The following is a 15,432-nucleotide window of genomic DNA, read 5'->3' as shown; positions in this document are numbered from 1 at the left end:
GGAATGATGGGAAATTCGTTGAGCAATAGAATCAGGAAAGATTTACAGAGAAACTGGACGTTATATCTGCTGGTGCTTCCTGTCCTTATTTATTATGCTGTTTTTATGTATAAACCGATGTATGGTGCAATTATTGCATTTAAAGATTTTACACCTGCCAAAGGAGTGTTTGGCAGTGAATGGGTGGGGTTTGAAAATTTCACCAGGTTTTTTACAAGTCCTTATTTCGGAAGACTTTTGAAAAATACTCTGTTGCTAAGTATCTATAGTATTATATTTGGGTTCCCGGCTCCTATTATTCTGGCCCTTTTGCTGAATGAAGTAAAAAATGCTAAATTTAAAAAATTCTCTCAGACAATTACCTATCTGCCTCATTTTATTTCACTGGTAGTTGCCTGTGGTATGATTAAGGATTTCTGTCTGACAACCGGCCTTTTTAATGATATTGTTGCACTGTTTGGTGGAACACGGAATCCCCTTCTTCAGAACCCTGCGTATTTCCGTACAATATATACCGCCACCAGTATATGGCAGGAGATTGGCTGGGGATCAATTATCTATCTTTCTGCATTATCTGGTGTTGACAGTCAGTTATATGAAGCAGCCTCTATTGACGGTGCAGGGAAATGGAAACAGCTTCTTCATGTAACATTACCTGGAATTGCGCCTACGATTATCATCATGCTGATTTTAAGAATGGGATCCCTGATGTGTATGGGATATGAGAAAACGATTCTACTATATAATCCGTCTACCTATCAAACTGCAGATATTATTTCTTCTTATGTATACCGTGCAGGTCTGATTGAGCAGGATTGGAGTTATTCAACCGCTATTGGTCTGTTTAATTCTGTGATCAACTGTGTTCTGTTGTATATTACGAATAAAGTCTCTAAAAAAACAACAGAAAACAGCCTGTGGTAAAGGAGGAGAAAGATGAAAGTTAAAATTTCCCGCGGAGAGAGAATATTTCATGTAGTCAATTATATTATTTTAACTATTGTTGCATTAATCTGTTTATATCCCATGTGGTTTGTGGCTATGGCTTCATTCAGCGACAGCAGCCAGCTGATTGCACATTCAGGCTTCTTATTAAAGCCCCTGGGATTTAATCTTCAGGCATATTTGAAGGTGTTTGAAAACCCTATGATTTTAAAAGGTTATGCAAATACTCTGTTTATTCTGGTGGTGGGTGTTGCTCTGGATCTGGTAATGACTGCACTTGCAGCTTATTTCTTTTCCAGAAAGGGTGTTATGTTTAAAAAGCCATTGATGCTGTTTGTGTTGTTTACTATGTTTTTCTCAGGAGGAATGATTCCGTTTTATTTAAATCTAAAGGATTTGCATCTGATTAACAGCAGATGGGGACTCATCATTCCATTTATGATCAGTACTTATAATATGATTATCTTAAGAACATCCTTTGAATCCATTCCTGACAGCTTAACCGAAGCAGCCAGAATTGACGGAGCTGGTCATATTACCATTTTGTTTAAAATTATTTTGCCCCTGTCTAAAGCTATTATGGCAGTTATGGTTCTGTATTATGGAGTTTCCATATGGAATGCATGGTTCTGGGCTTCTGCCATCTTAAGAGACCGGGAATTATATCCTCTTCAGGTTATCTTAAGGGAAATCCTTATATCCAATGATTTACAGGCGATGAACGGAGGCGCGGGAGCTGATGCGGAGGCCATTGCACAGAGCATTAAGTATGCCACAATCATGGTGGCCACTGTTCCGATTTTATTCGTATACCCATTTTTACAGAAATATTTTACAAAGGGAGTTATGATTGGAGCAGTGAAGGAATAAGTGTATCTTTTACTTGGCGATATGAGGAGGAACGGTATATGCAAACAAGAGAAGAGCTATTACAGCACAGGGAAATTGATGATGGAATGCTAAAAGCTGCCTATGATAAGGCGGCCGGACTGATCAAAAAAGCGACGGATCAGTTTACAGTACAATTTCCACAGGAAGCAAGTGTGAATAATTTCTACCAGCAGGGAACCAACTACGAATGGACGCCTGGGTTCTGGACTGGTGAGGTGTGGCTGGCTTATGAGAAAACAGGAGATGAGTCATTAAGAGATACAGCTGAAATCGAAGTAAAGGATTTTTATAGAAGGATCAAAGAAAAGGATGGGGTGAATCACCATGACATGGGGTTTTTATACTGCCCCTCCTGTGTAGCTGCGTATAAACTTACGGGAAATACGACTGGTAAAGAAGCTGCTGTTATGGCAGCAGATCATCTGATGATGAGATTTCATGAAAAAGGCCAGTTTTTTCAGGCTTGGGGAAAGCTTGGGGAAGAGAATAATTACCGTATGATCATCGATTGCCTTCTTAATATGCCTCTGCTTTTCTGGGCAGGTGAGGTGACCAAAGAGGAAAACTACATAAAAAAAGCAGAAGCGCATATTAAGACAGCCATGAAAAATATTATTAGAGAAGATCATTCCACCTATCATACTTTTTTCTTTGATATTGAGACCGGAGAACCAAAGAAGGGTGTTACCCATCAGGGGTATCGGGATGGTTCTGCCTGGGCAAGAGGGCAGGCATGGGGAATCTACGGATCTGCACTTGCTTATAAATTTCTTAGGAATGAGGAATATGCTGATATTTTCTGCAAAGTAACGGATTTTTTTCTGGAGCATTTGCCTAAGGATATGGTCCCTTACTGGGATTTTGATTTTAATGACGGAAGCGATGAACCAAGGGATTCTTCTGCAGCAGCAATTGCAGCCTGCGGTATGCTTGAGATGAGCAAATATCTTCCAAATGAAAAAGCAGAATATTATACAGGTATGGCGAAAAGGCTTCTGCATGCACTGGTTACGGAGTGCGCGGTGACTGATCCGGCTGTATCAAATGGTCTTCTGTTACATGGAACCTATGCAAAGAGTTCTCCATATAACACATGTCCAAACCACGGAGTTGATGAGTGTGTTCTTTGGGGCGACTACTTTTATATGGAGGCATTGACCCGGCTTTCTAAAGACTGGGAGCCATACTGGTATTAATGGAGAAGTGTAAATGACAATAGAACAGTATTTTGACAGACCGGATGCTTCTTATTTTGTCCCTGACCCGGAGAATTCAGCCTGTTATTGTAAAAAACATTGGAATGATGATGCGGAGCATATTTTCCGGATTGCAAACGAGGTATGTGAAAACACATTTCTGTTTGATTTAAACTGGGATATGGAGCGTACCTATGAACCTATGGTTTTTTCCGGGGAAATTGACTGGAGCTATATGCCTTCCGGTGATCCGGAATTTGTCTGGCAGTTTAACAGACATAGGTTTTTCATTTGCCTGGGGCAGGCCTGGCAGATGACGGGAGATGAAGCGTATGTTACATGCTTTCTGGGTCTGGTGAATGATTGGATAGACAGGGTTCCGCTTGATGAAAAGACAGCGATGGGACCATGGCGCCTGCTGGAAACTGGGCTTCGGGGAGAGACCTGGACGAAAGCGATCCGCTATTTTAAAAACAGCAGTTTAATAACAGAGGACTTTTTAGACCGATTTGCAGAATCACTGAGGCTCCATGCCAGAAGGCTGGTCGAAAAGGGCGGAGACGAAAGACTGCAGAGCAATTGGTGCATTCTGGAGAACAGCGGACTTTTTGAGATTGCAATGGGACTTCCTCAGTGTGATGAAACAAAGGAGTGGGCGTCCATTGCTATGGAGAGGATCTATAAGTCCGTAAAGGTGCAGGTTTACAAAGACGGCAGCCAGTGGGAGCAGTCCCCTATGTATCACAATGAAGTATATCATTGTCTGTGCTGTGTGATTTTTCTTGCAAGAGCAAATGGGATACCACTTAAGCCGGATTTGGAGGATGCGGTTCATCGCATGGCACTGGCTAATGTTATGTGGAAAAAGCCGGACAGCCATCAATTTACTCATGGAGATTCTGATGATACAGATTTACGGGATAAAATCACCATGGGAGCATGGTTGTTCCAGGATCCTGTCTTAAAATGGGGCGGTTATGAGCTTATGGATTATGAAGGAGCCTGGGACTTTGGAAGCAATGCCTGCGCTGACTATGCTTTACTACCTGTAAGAGAACCAGATTTTATATCCGCCTGCCTGGAGAACAGTGGAGATTATTATTTAAGGGAAAACTGGAATCGAAATTCCAATCTTCTTCATTTTACCTGCGGAGCAATGAGTACCGGTCATTGTCATGGGGATAAAATGCATGTGGATTTAGTTGTGAATGGAGAAGATGTACTGGTTGATGGCGGCAGATCAACCTATATGAATGTCCCTCTTCGTTTTGCTCTGAAGGACAATCCAGGCCATAATACCACAACAATAGATGGGGAATCTTTTACTACATTTGAAGATTCCTGGTATACGAATAAGCTTTCTCTTCCTGTAAACAGAACATACAGAGCCGGAGAGATTGCAGAATTTGTTCAGGGCGGTCATCTGGGATATAGGAAAAAGGGTATCTTTGTGAACCGGCGTATCATCTGGATCAAACCAGATATTTATCTGATTCACGATCAATTTTATGCAGAAGGAGAACATGAATACAGGCAATATTTTCATTTTGCACCGGAAGGAAAGGTTTTTACAGAAGTAAATTCAGTGACTTTTCAAGGAAAAGAGACCAGAGTATTTTTAAACTTTTTGACAAAGGATGCCTTACTTGAAAGCAGCAGAGGAGTGACCTCAAGACATTACAATCAGTGGGAAGAGAATGATGTGGTTACTTCAGTTTTGAAAAAGAAGGGATTTGCCGGTATGATTACGGTCATAAATGGCGGGAATTCTTCTGCAGCAGAACCGGCCAAAGTGAAGGTGGTGGAGACATACAGCCATACACTTCGTAAACCACTAACAGAGAGTGAAGCTCAGGCCGTGAAAATCACGGTGGGAAATCGAAGCTATGTTGTAATTCTCTGCAATGATGAAGTCCTCCATACTTCTGATGCTGTAATAGCAGAGGAATGTTTTGCTACAGGAAATGTCTGCGTTTTCAATGTCAGTGACAGGAAAGAAGGAGAAAGACTTTATGCCGGAGAAGTGCTCCATGTATAATTGATTGATTGTGGGAGTGTTGCTCTATGGCTGAATTTTAGCCATGAGCAATGCGCCCTCTTACTTTATAAGCCGTTAAATATGTTTGGCATGGAACCCGATTTTCACATCTTGTCTATTGGTACCATAAAGTATAGTATAACGTTACTTAGAAGGGAGGGAAATATATGTGTTGCTTTAACAGGGGCTGCCGGAGAAATTGCAGATGCAATTTTTGTAATTGCTTTTTTGGATGTAACAGATGTAACTGGTGGTGGTAATAATCACTAAAGGATAGCAGGGTACTGCAGGATCCGGGACTATCAGTGTAAATAATACAGGTGGGTACCCGGGATCCCGGCCCCACCTATTTATATTATCATAACCCATTTACAGGATTCCATATAAAAGATCAGTTTAAATTCTCTTTTCAGGCCCCCAATGATTGCATCACATTGAAATTCTTTTGATGGAATTCCGTTATAATTTTTATCTTCTGAACATTTTATGGTTATTTCAGATACTGTTTGTATGATACCATCATCGCCTTCAAACTTAAGACTTAAAGGCCTGGGATTGCAGCTGGCGGTAAACCATACCTTGCAGGCGACATGATACATTTTACCTTGCGGTTCTTTGCTGTTAATATCTTTTACATTAGTCCCAATTCCAAATACTCCCATATCTTCACCTACAATATATGTTGTTTGCTGTAGTCTGCGGTCCGTTTTTCCCGGCTGATTCCGCCGCTCATATGATCAACTGCTTTTTCATTTAAAAAGCTTGCTCTTTTAATTGAGTCAATACCAAAACGCTTTCTGATTTCATCCACTGCTTTATCCATCCGCTCCATTTTTTCATAATCTACTTTATCGAATATATTTAATTGACGGCTGTTCTCTGTGGTTACATGGCTTGTATGGATTCCTAAATGACGGATAGGAATCTTATTCCACATCTCATCAAATATTTGGCAAGCGGTTTCATAGATTTCATAAGTGATATTTGTTGGCGTATCAAGAGTTCTTTGATGACCATAATATACAAAGTTATAGTCTTTTATTCCCACGGAAATCACACTGATTTTCACATTGTCCTCTCTTAATCTGGCAGATACTGTCTCTGCCAATGATAACAGTACTAACCTGGCTGTATTTGAATCCACTAAATCAAATGAAGTGGTTGTACTATTCCCATAACCTTTATTTGGGGGGGGAGCAGGTTCCACTGCTGAAACATCAATTCCGTTTGCAAAAGACCATATGACCTCCCCATACTTGCCGAAATGACTTTTAATGACTGATAAATCCGTCTGCGCCAATTCTCCTATGGTCTTGATTCCCAGATTCCGTAATTTCTGAAAGGTTGCCCTGCCCACAAAAAATAATTCTTTTACAGATAATGGCCACATTTTTTCTTTTATTTCACTTAACCACAGCGTATGCACTTTGTCAGGCTTTTTAAAGTCAGATGCCATCTTGGCCAGGACTTTATTGTTTGAAACTCCAATGTTTACGGTAAAGCCAAGTTCTTTGTGTATATGTTCTTTTATATCATTTGCTGCCTGATAAGGATCTCCAAACAATGATTCAGTACCAGTCATATCCATAAACGCCTCATCAATGGAATACTGCTCCACAATAGGAGAATATTGTTTCAGGATATGAATAAATGCAGACGAAGATTTTTGGTAGAGATTGTAGTTTGGGGGAACTAAAACCAGGTCAGGGCACTTTCTTAGTGCCTCAGTCACGGACTCCCCGGTTTTTATATGATACTTCTTTGCCGGTACGCTTTTGGCAAGTATAATACCATGCCTTTTTGTAATATCTCCGCCAACCGCTGAGGGTATATCCCGCAAATCCAAAGTTCCCCCCAAATGATGGATTCGATATGCTGCTTCCCAGCTTAGAAAGGCGGAGTTTACGTCGATATGAAATATGACATTATTCATGGAATCACCTCGGCTATATTATAATCGAATATATGTTCGATTGATAGTGGAAATAAAAGGGAAGAAAAAGGAAGACAAAAAAACAGCAGGCTGGCTGAGGCCTGCTGATATCATGAATTAAAATTTATATTGTTGATAGCAAAAGATGCTTTCAATAATCGGATGGACGGGCTAAAAAACAGCCCTTTAATGGAAACTTGCTCCGCAAGTTTCCATTAGCTATAATATTTGAATATGGAAAGCAATCGCTTGATATGGCATATCCTCAGTTTGAATTTCGGAATGGATCACGTTTACTAATAAACCAGGGTAAAGTGCACGGAAAGGAACAGGGTAGCCATTTTTATCGCGAACGGTAGCCTTAGTGGCAATATGAAATTCTATTTGATTATCGGGATTATCAGGATCGTAAGTATAGAAAAGAAAATTATCGATGTCCACTTCTGTGATTTGAGCTGTGGTAGAATGAAATGATGGCTGACCGTAATCTCTTGCAACAATGAAATAAGCGTTAGCTTGTGGCGGAATGCGCCATTCCATAATCGGTGAAAATAAGGCATCTACCACCATGCCTTCTTCGATGTCACATAAGCATATGTGCTGACCCAATGGATTCAGAATATCTGTGTAAAAGCCTGTATTAAGCCTTAAGGGTTCTGACACCGTTTCATTTTGTACAGACTGGGAGTAGATAATGTCTAAATAACCAGTGGTTCTGCTGCGGGTAAAAACCTCTGTAACCATTGCATTATTAACTTGCAGGATTCGTCCCATTTGCGTGATTGTACCTAAATCATTCATGTGCATTTGGCCTCTTAGAGATTTTATATAATCGTTATATTATATGCATAGGTTATTAAAATTGCTATGGTTGAGCCAGTCTTTTATACAGTCCTATAATGCACTTCACTAATTGCCTGATTCATTGTACTGATTGGGTTATGTCCGTAAAGCCATTCGTCGTGACTTTTTCTGGGGAGAATTACCGGCATTCTATCATGAATAAATGAAATGCCGGACCAGGCCGGACGAGTCAGGATAACGAAAGAGGAGTCTCCTGTTTGCAAGTCTGTTTTTGACAGTCCCGCCATCCATACCGGACTCTTTTCAGCAGCCATCAGGGCATACTTCACCTTTTGCTTTCCCCGGCGCTCCCATTCAAAATACCAGCTTGCAGGGACCAGGCAGCGTCCCTCCATCATCGGGCGTCGAAACATATTTTTCTCTGCTGCCGTCTCGCTTCGGGCATTAATTATCTCACCTTTGCCGTCATATTTAGGAAATCCCCAGCGCATTGCCTTCATGATTCCATCTGGAGATAAAACAGGTGCAAGGTTAGTCGGGAATATTTCTCCGGTTTTTACTGCAGTTTTTCTCTCTACTTCGGCAACAATAGAACGTAATTCCACGTCATCTATTTCAATGTAATATCTGCCGCACATGTTATTTAACCACCTTTCCAATTGAACTTTGATAAATCAGGATTATAAGGATTGAAAAGATTATATCACTTACAGTATGCAGCATCAAGGTGTGCTTTATAAGCATAATAAAAATTTAACCTCATGAAGCAGGGGGAGCGGATTGCGAATATCAGGTTGACGATTGATAGTTGGTAGTTTTTTAACAATATAATATTATAAAAATAGGAACATGACATACTGTTGTCTTAATTGATGTGATATATTTGTTTCAAATAAAAAAACAGGAGGCAAATATGATGAATGAAGAAGTTATTGCTAGAGCCGGAGAAGTTATTGCAGGAAAGACCGGTGGAGGAAACGAGGGATATTGCGTATTGGCGTTAATTGACAAAGAGGGTTATCCGACCGCCTCTACGATATCCGCATCAAAGGCAGAAGGTATCAACTGGATCACATTCTGCACTGGACTTGGAAGCAATAAATCCCAACGCATTAAGCAATGCAGCCTGGCCAGTGTTTGCTTTAACGGAATAGATCACAATATCACCCTGGTGGGTACAATAGAAATATTAACCGACCCGGATATAAAAAAAGAGATGTGGTACAAGGGGCTTGAAGAAAATTTTGATGGACCGGAAGATCCCAATTACTGCGTTCTGCGTTTTAAGACAGAACGTTACAATCTATTTGTTGATTGGAAGGAAGCAAAAGGGACATTATAAGAGGATTTTGACTGGCTGCCCAACTCAGAGAAACAATGGCCTGTTAAACCATCACAGCAAAAGGGCTGCCAGTCAAACGGCAGTCCTTTTATTAAACGGCCGTAAGAAACAGAGCTATAGAGCGGTTGCGGATTTGCTGGCCTGAAAGGTGCCGGGGAACATTAAAAAACAGATAATTTTGAGGCTGCCGGCAATGGTGTTTAAGCCGGCAGCCTTCTTGCCTTGCTAAAAAGGGTTTAAAATTGAAATCTTTTATGTTACTATAGCTCTATAGAAATGCAGCAGTATCGCTTCAGGGAGAAGGGGAGGTATTATGAGAAGTTTGGCGTATCTGAAACTGATGGCGAGGGAGTATCCAACGATTAAGGCTGCTTCCAGCGAGATCATCAACCTTACGGCCATACAGGGCTTACCAAAGGGGACGGAATATTTTTTCAGTGACTTACATGGTGAGTATGAGGCATTTGTCCATTTATTAAAAAGTGCCTCAGGCGTTATCCGTGAAAAGATCACGGAAACTTTCAGCCACATCATTCCAGAGAAAGAAGAAGTGGCGTTAGCCAACTTAATTTACTATCCGGAGCGGATTATGAAGCAGCTTGAGCTTAAGGGAGTGGCAGACGGAGACTGGCAGAGAGTGACCATTTATCGGCTGGTACAGATTTGTAAAGTGGTTTCATCAAAGTATACCAGATCCAAAGTAAGGAAGAAAATGCCCCCGGAGTTTGCTTACATCATAGATGAGCTGCTTCATGTGGATTATAATGATGATAATAAACGTGTATACTATAATGAGATCATACGCTCCATCATTGACATCCGGGTGGGAGATAAGTTCATCATAGCCTTATGCGAGCTGATCCAGAATTTGACCATTGACAGCCTGCATATTATCGGAGATATTTTCGACCGCGGCCCCAGGGCGGATATTATTATGGATGAACTGCTGCGATTTCATGACGTTGATATCCAGTGGGGCAATCATGATATTTCCTGGATGGGAGCCGCCACAGGGAATCTGGCCTGTATCTGCAACGTACTGCGTATCGCCATCAGCTATAACAGCTTTGATGTTCTTGAGGACGGATATGGCATCAACCTGCGTCCATTATCCATGTTTGCGGCCAGGATTTACAGAGAGGATCCCTGCGATCGGTTTGTACCCCAGATTCTTGATGAAAACATCTATGACGCGGTGGATCCGGGGCTGGCGGCAAAGATGCACAAGGCCATTGCAATCATTCAGTTTAAGGTAGAAGGCCAAATCATAAAACGTCATCCGGAATATGAGATGAGCGATCGGATCCTGATCGAGGCCATTGACTTTGCCCGGGGCGTTGTGACCGTGGAGGGCAGAGAATATCCAATGCTTGATAAATTCTTCCCAACGGTGGACCCTAAGGAACCATTAAAACTAAGCAAGGAGGAAGGAGAGCTTCTTCGTACCCTTCAGCTTTGTTTCATGCATAACGAGCTTCTTCATAAGCATATTCGTTTTCTGTATTCTCATGGAAGCATGTACAAATGTTACAATTCAAACCTCCTCTACCATGGCTGTATTCCCATGAGGGAGGACGGTTCCTTTGAAGAGATCATGGTGGATCACCATGCTTACTCAGGAAAGGAGTTAATGGATTACGTGGACCGGAAGGCTCAAAATGCATATTTTATGCCGGAGGGTTCTGCGGAAAGTGAAGATGCCAGGGATTTCATGTGGTATCTATGGTGCGGAGCCAAATCTCCGGTTTACGGCAAGGGGAAGATGACGACCTTTGAACATTACTTTATCGAAGATCCTTCTACTCACAAGGAGCCTATGAACCCTTATTACAGGCTTAGCATGAAGGAAGAAACCTGTGATAAGATATTGGAAGAATTCGGCCTTCCTAAAAAAGGTTCCCACATCATCAATGGTCACGTTCCGGTGAAAATAAAGGAAGGGGAATCGCCGGTGAAGGCGGGAGGCAAGCTGTTCCTCATAGATGGAGGGCTGTCAAAGGCCTACCAGACTAAGACAGGAATCGCAGGCTATACGCTGATTTATAATTCCAACCATCTGGCTCTTGCGGAGCACAAGCCCTTTGATCCGAATAAAGAAAGCACGCCAAAGGTTTCGGTTGTTGAGAACATGAAGAACCGGGTCATGGTGGCGGATACGGATAAAGGTGCGGAGCTGGCCGAACGGATTGCAGATTTAAAGGAACTGGTGGCGGCATACCGGGATGGCGTAATTAAGGAGAAGGTAGAGTAGTCTGTTTGGATAAGCCCTATTATGAAATTTTAAGAATTTTTTCAGAGAAGGTTTCTTTACGAAATCCCTGTCGGATGATACAATAATCAAAGCTATTTACTTAATTGAAGGAGGCTCAGATGAGCAGACAGGAGTTTTTACAGCGCTTAAGGGAGGCTTTATCAGGTGAAGTCCCTGGAAGCGTGATTGAAGAAAATATCAGGTACTATGAAGAATATATCGGCACGGAAGTGAGAAATGGTTCAACGGAAGAGGCGGTGATAGCCTCCATCGGCGATCCAAGACTGATTGCCAAGACTATTTTAGAGGCCAGCGAGAATGCAAAGAGCAGCGGATCCGGAAAAACTTTTTATGATTCCTACTCTGGCGCTGACAGGAATGTGTATGAGGATCCGGGTAATTCCGGGCGCCATATGCATTACATTGACTTGAGTAAATGGTACTGGAAGCTTTTGGGAGTTACGGTCCTAATCTTATTTTTCTTTCTGATTGCCAGCATTGTTACAGGGATTTTCAGCCTTCTGATGCCTATTATGGGCCCCTTGCTTTTGGTATTTCTCATTGTCTGGTTTGTAAGAGGAACGAAACGATAAAGTCAAATAAATTTAACAAGTTCATGGAAATGTTACAAAACTGTGACGGCAGTTATGGCGATTTAAACGCCATAACTGCCGTTTTTGCTTGACAAATTCGAGGAATAAGTATATAATTCGAAATGTAACAATTATGTAACATTTTAATAAAGTTTTGCGGGAACGACAGAAAAACGTAAAAACAGGAGATTTGATATGAAGAATAAAATGTGGAAGGCGATGGGTCTTTTAGGGATTTTAGCAAGCTTAAGCTGGACTCCCCAGGTAGAGGCGAAAGCAGCGGAAATTGCTGTAGAAACCAGCACAACACTTTATGCGAAGATGGATATGCCTGTGTCTGTCAGAGAAGCTGCTGATACGTCGGGAACGGCTCTTTCCCAGGCAGGGGAAGGCCAGACTTTTGAAGTGGTTGAATCCCCAAGGGATGGCTGGATTAAAATAAAGACTCCGGAAGGAGAAGGTTACATACAAAGCGGTGCTGCGACCCTGATCGAGAAGACTCAGGAAAAGGTGGACAAGTCTGTTATGCAGCGCCAGAAAATTGTAGATTATGCGCTTCAGTTTGTGGGCGGACGCTATGTATACGGAGGAGTCAATCCCAAAACAGGAGTGGATTGTTCCGGATTTACCAGCTTTGTGTTAAGGAATGCGGCTGGTGTAAGCTTAAGCCATAGCTCTAAGTCTCAGGCAGGAGAAGGCCGCAGCGTCAGTTACGAGGATGCCCGTGCAGGGGATCTGGTATTTTATGGAAAAAATGGATCCATTAACCATGTTGCCTTATACATGGGAGACGGCCGGGTAGTCCACGCTTCCACAGAAAAGACCGGAATTATCGTAACAAACGTCATGTATCGCAAACCTGTGAAATTTGTCCGGGTTTTAAACTAAAATATTTTTAAATTCGTGCACTTTTAAATAATACTTGACGAAAAGATAAAATAATTGTATAATAACCGTAATGAATTTAATACTTATGTAACATTTGAAAATCAAAAAGTAAAAATAGGAGCAAATTTCCCGATGATAAACAAAGCATGGAAAACGTTAGGACTTATGGCTTTTTGCGGAGCAATGGTAATAGCAGTTCCTTCAGATGTAAGAGCAGATGATATTTCCGGTCCAGGACTCAGTTATGGGAACTATATGGTGACCGTTGATGCAGATAATGTAACGATCAGCAAAGATGAAGCTGGTAAGGAAGCGCTTATGACTGCTTCCAAAGGATCTTCCTTTGAAGTTGTACAGGATATGGGCGACGGATATATGAAGGTTAAGATCAATGATACATATGGCTATATGCCAGTAGAAGGCAATGCAACCGTATCTTCAACCGATGAGGAAACACTGGCTGCATTGGAAGTTAAGCCTCAGACTCAGGCAGAGGCAGTTGTTAATTTCAGACAAGGCATTGTTAATTACGCTCTTCAGTTTGTAGGCGGACGTTATGCCTATGGCGGCAGCGATCCACGCACCGGAGTAGACTGCTCCGGATTTACCAGATATGTGATGCAGCATGCAGCAGGCCTTACTTTAAATCGCTCCTCAGGTGGACAGGCTTCCCAGGGAAGAGCAGTCGGCGCAGATCAGATGCGCCCGGGCGATTTGATTTTTTATGGAAGTGGATCATCCATAAACCACGTTGCCATGTATATCGGTAATGGACAAGTAGTGCATTCATCAACTTATAGGACAGGTATTAAGACTTCTCCGTGGAATTATCGGACACCTGTAAAAATCGTCAACGTTCTTGGCGATTAATGAAATAGCGGATAACCGGATTTTGGAAGGGATATAAGACCCTCGGCATTTTATGCTGGGGGTCTTTTGATGCTTACAATCAGGAAAAAGAGAAACAGCCGGAATAGGGGAGCTATTTCGGCTGCTTCTGAGGGGAGTATAAATAATTAATAAGGATGAGGGGAAAACCCCTCATTTTGATTATAATATAGCTGTGATAAAAATGCAAAGTATTTTTACAAAATATGGCCGCATTTTCGAATAATATACCATTTCTTCTTTAATTTTAAAATAAAAAAACAATTGTATAATATTTTGCAAACCCGCCATACTAACGATGTAACGAAAAACGCTGACAGGAGGTATTTATTATGTCTAAGAATAACTACAATGATATGGAGAACTCCAGGAACTCACAGAACAACAACCAGAACAACAACCAGAACAACAACCAGAACAACAGCCAGAACAACAATCAGAACAATAATCAGAATAACAGCCGTAACTCCAGCAGAGACAGCAGCCGTGATTCCAGCAGGGACAGCAGCCGCGATTCCAGCAGAGATAGCAGCCGTGATTCCAGCAAAGACAACAACCGTAACAGATTCAACTAATAACGGAAGTTGATCTAATTGTTCTAGAGAAAAGGCGCGGGAAAGTGACAAAGAGGTCCTTTCCTGCGTTTTTTTGTTGAAATCTTCCTGTTCCTATAAGATTTTCGCAATCCTGAAAATATGGAATATATTATTACTAGAAAGGACAGGTGATAGTATGTTCAGGACCATACCGATTTGGGAAATCGATCACTATATCGATTACTATAGTGATATTATGATTATAGATCTTCGCAGTCAATCATCCTACAGGCAGTCCCACATTCGGGGAGCGGTAAATCTGCCATATGAAAATATGGATCGTTGGGTGAGCAGCTTGCCAAAGGATAAACTTTTGATTATTTACTGTTCCAGGGGCGGACAAAGCATGATCGTCTGCAGAAATTTGGAGCAGTCTGGATATAATGTAGTCAATATAGCCAATGGAATCACTTATTACAAAGGAAAATATATGGTTCGCGGATAGGTAAATTCATTGACAGAAATACCCCGCTAGCCTTAAAATATACCTATTAAATACAAAAGGAGAAAACAACCTATGAAATATATGATTGCTTCCGACATACATGGTTCTGCCTATTATTGCAGGAAGCTGTTAGATGTATATAAAACTTCCGGAGCTGGCAGGCTGATCCTATTAGGAGACATTCTTTATCATGGCCCCAGAAATGACCTTCCAAGGGAATATGCCCCTAAAGAGGTGATATCCATGCTAAATGACTGCAAAGACCAGATCTATAGTGTAAGGGGAAATTGTGACACAGAAGTGGATCAGATGGTATTGGAATTTCCTATTCTTGGGGATTATGCCCTGCTTGCCGTCTCCGGCCAGACAATATACGCCACCCATGGGCATATTTACAATCAGGAAAACCTCCCTCCGTTACAAAAGGGAGACATCTTGCTTCATGGGCACACTCATATCCTGACAGCAGAGCGTTTTGGAGATATTACCATATTAAATCCAGGCTCTGTTTCCATTCCAAAGGGCGGTAATCCTCCTACTTACGGTATGCTGGAGGATAAGGTGTTTCGTGTCATGGATTTCGACGGAAATGTAATTAAAGAGATGAACTTAGGAGAATAAA

16 protein-coding genes are annotated in these 15,432 nt (G+C 41.7%); 12 read left to right on the top strand and 4 right to left on the bottom strand.

All coding sequences use genetic code 11. The features are described 5' to 3' along the window. Nucleotides 1–3 precede the first annotated feature (3 nt). Genes H171_RS15710 through H171_RS15695 form a run of 4 tightly spaced genes read left to right on the top strand, consistent with a single transcriptional unit; the run spans nt 4 to nt 5,070 of the window. Complete coding sequence (locus tag H171_RS15710) at nt 4–924, top strand: ABC transporter permease (RefSeq protein ID WP_100307551.1); 921 nt, start codon at nt 4–6, stop codon at nt 922–924. A gap of 12 nt (nt 925–936) precedes the next feature. Beyond that, complete coding sequence (locus H171_RS15705; RefSeq protein WP_100305994.1) at nt 937–1,815, top strand: carbohydrate ABC transporter permease; 879 nt, start codon at nt 937–939, stop codon at nt 1,813–1,815. Nucleotides 1,816–1,853: 38 nt separating this feature from the next. Then, nucleotides 1,854–3,032 carry a glycoside hydrolase family 88 protein gene (locus tag H171_RS15700; RefSeq protein ID WP_100305993.1) on the top strand — a complete coding sequence of 393 codons (1,179 nt, stop codon included), beginning with the start codon at nt 1,854–1,856 and terminating at the stop codon, nt 3,030–3,032. 13 nt (nt 3,033–3,045) lie between these two features. After that, nucleotides 3,046–5,070, top strand: a complete 2,025-nt coding sequence (locus tag H171_RS15695) for an alginate lyase family protein (protein ID WP_100305992.1) — start codon at nt 3,046–3,048, stop codon at nt 5,068–5,070. Between the two features lie 350 nt (nt 5,071–5,420). On the opposite strand, the gene H171_RS15685 is transcribed toward H171_RS15695, so the two are convergent. The 4 genes from H171_RS15685 to H171_RS15670 form a co-directional block, all read right to left on the bottom strand. Then, nucleotides 5,421–5,732 (bottom strand): hypothetical protein, encoded by a 312-nt coding sequence (locus H171_RS15685; protein ID WP_100305990.1) that lies wholly within the window; start codon nt 5,730–5,732, stop codon nt 5,421–5,423. A gap of 8 nt (nt 5,733–5,740) precedes the next feature. Next, nucleotides 5,741–7,003, bottom strand: a complete 1,263-nt coding sequence (locus H171_RS15680) for a Y-family DNA polymerase (RefSeq protein ID WP_100305989.1) — start codon at nt 7,001–7,003, stop codon at nt 5,741–5,743. Nucleotides 7,004–7,222: 219 nt separating this feature from the next. Then, on the bottom strand, nt 7,223–7,804 hold the full coding sequence (locus H171_RS15675) for a hypothetical protein (protein WP_100305988.1): 582 nt from the start codon (nt 7,802–7,804) through the stop codon (nt 7,223–7,225). An 83-nt stretch (nt 7,805–7,887) separates the two neighbouring features. Beyond that, complete coding sequence (locus H171_RS15670) at nt 7,888–8,445, bottom strand: SOS response-associated peptidase (RefSeq protein ID WP_100305987.1); 558 nt, start codon at nt 8,443–8,445, stop codon at nt 7,888–7,890. A gap of 275 nt (nt 8,446–8,720) precedes the next feature. Here H171_RS15670 and H171_RS15665 point away from each other — a divergent pair, with 275 nt between their 5' ends. The 8 genes from H171_RS15665 (at nt 8,721) to yfcE (ending at nt 15,431) form a co-directional block, all read left to right on the top strand. Then, nucleotides 8,721–9,149, top strand: coding sequence for a pyridoxamine 5'-phosphate oxidase family protein (locus tag H171_RS15665; RefSeq protein ID WP_242976971.1), 429 nt, complete (start codon nt 8,721–8,723; stop codon nt 9,147–9,149). Nucleotides 9,150–9,462: 313 nt separating this feature from the next. Further along, nucleotides 9,463–11,400, top strand: coding sequence for a fructose-1,6-bisphosphatase (locus H171_RS15660; RefSeq protein WP_100305985.1), 1,938 nt, complete (start codon nt 9,463–9,465; stop codon nt 11,398–11,400). 119 nt (nt 11,401–11,519) lie between these two features. Then, entirely contained in the window at nt 11,520–11,993 is a 474-nt protein-coding gene (locus tag H171_RS15655; protein WP_100305984.1) for a DUF1700 domain-containing protein, read from the top strand. A gap of 195 nt (nt 11,994–12,188) precedes the next feature. Continuing rightward, nucleotides 12,189–12,881 carry a C40 family peptidase gene (locus tag H171_RS15650; RefSeq protein WP_100305983.1) on the top strand — a complete coding sequence of 231 codons (693 nt, stop codon included), beginning with the start codon at nt 12,189–12,191 and terminating at the stop codon, nt 12,879–12,881. Nucleotides 12,882–13,013: 132 nt separating this feature from the next. Further along, entirely contained in the window at nt 13,014–13,751 is a 738-nt protein-coding gene (locus H171_RS15645; protein ID WP_100305982.1) for a C40 family peptidase, read from the top strand. Between the two features lie 350 nt (nt 13,752–14,101). Beyond that, nucleotides 14,102–14,344: a hypothetical protein gene (locus H171_RS15640; RefSeq protein WP_207655198.1), complete on the top strand. Its 243-nt coding sequence runs from the start codon at nt 14,102–14,104 to the stop codon at nt 14,342–14,344. A 157-nt stretch (nt 14,345–14,501) separates the two neighbouring features. Continuing rightward, a complete protein-coding gene (locus H171_RS15635) occupies nt 14,502–14,810 on the top strand; it encodes a rhodanese-like domain-containing protein (protein WP_100305980.1) in 309 nt (102 codons plus the stop codon). A gap of 72 nt (nt 14,811–14,882) precedes the next feature. Then, entirely contained in the window at nt 14,883–15,431 is a 549-nt protein-coding gene (gene yfcE / locus H171_RS15630) for a phosphodiesterase (RefSeq protein ID WP_100305979.1), read from the top strand. Nucleotide 15,432: the final 1 nt, after the last annotated feature.

It is taken from the genome of [Clostridium] celerecrescens 18A (assembly GCF_002797975.1).
In the GTDB taxonomy this organism is placed as follows: Bacteria; Bacillota; Clostridia; order Lachnospirales; family Lachnospiraceae; genus Lacrimispora; species Lacrimispora celerecrescens.
Note: the sequence above shows the minus strand (reverse complement) of the source record. Positions and strands in the feature narration are given on the sequence as shown.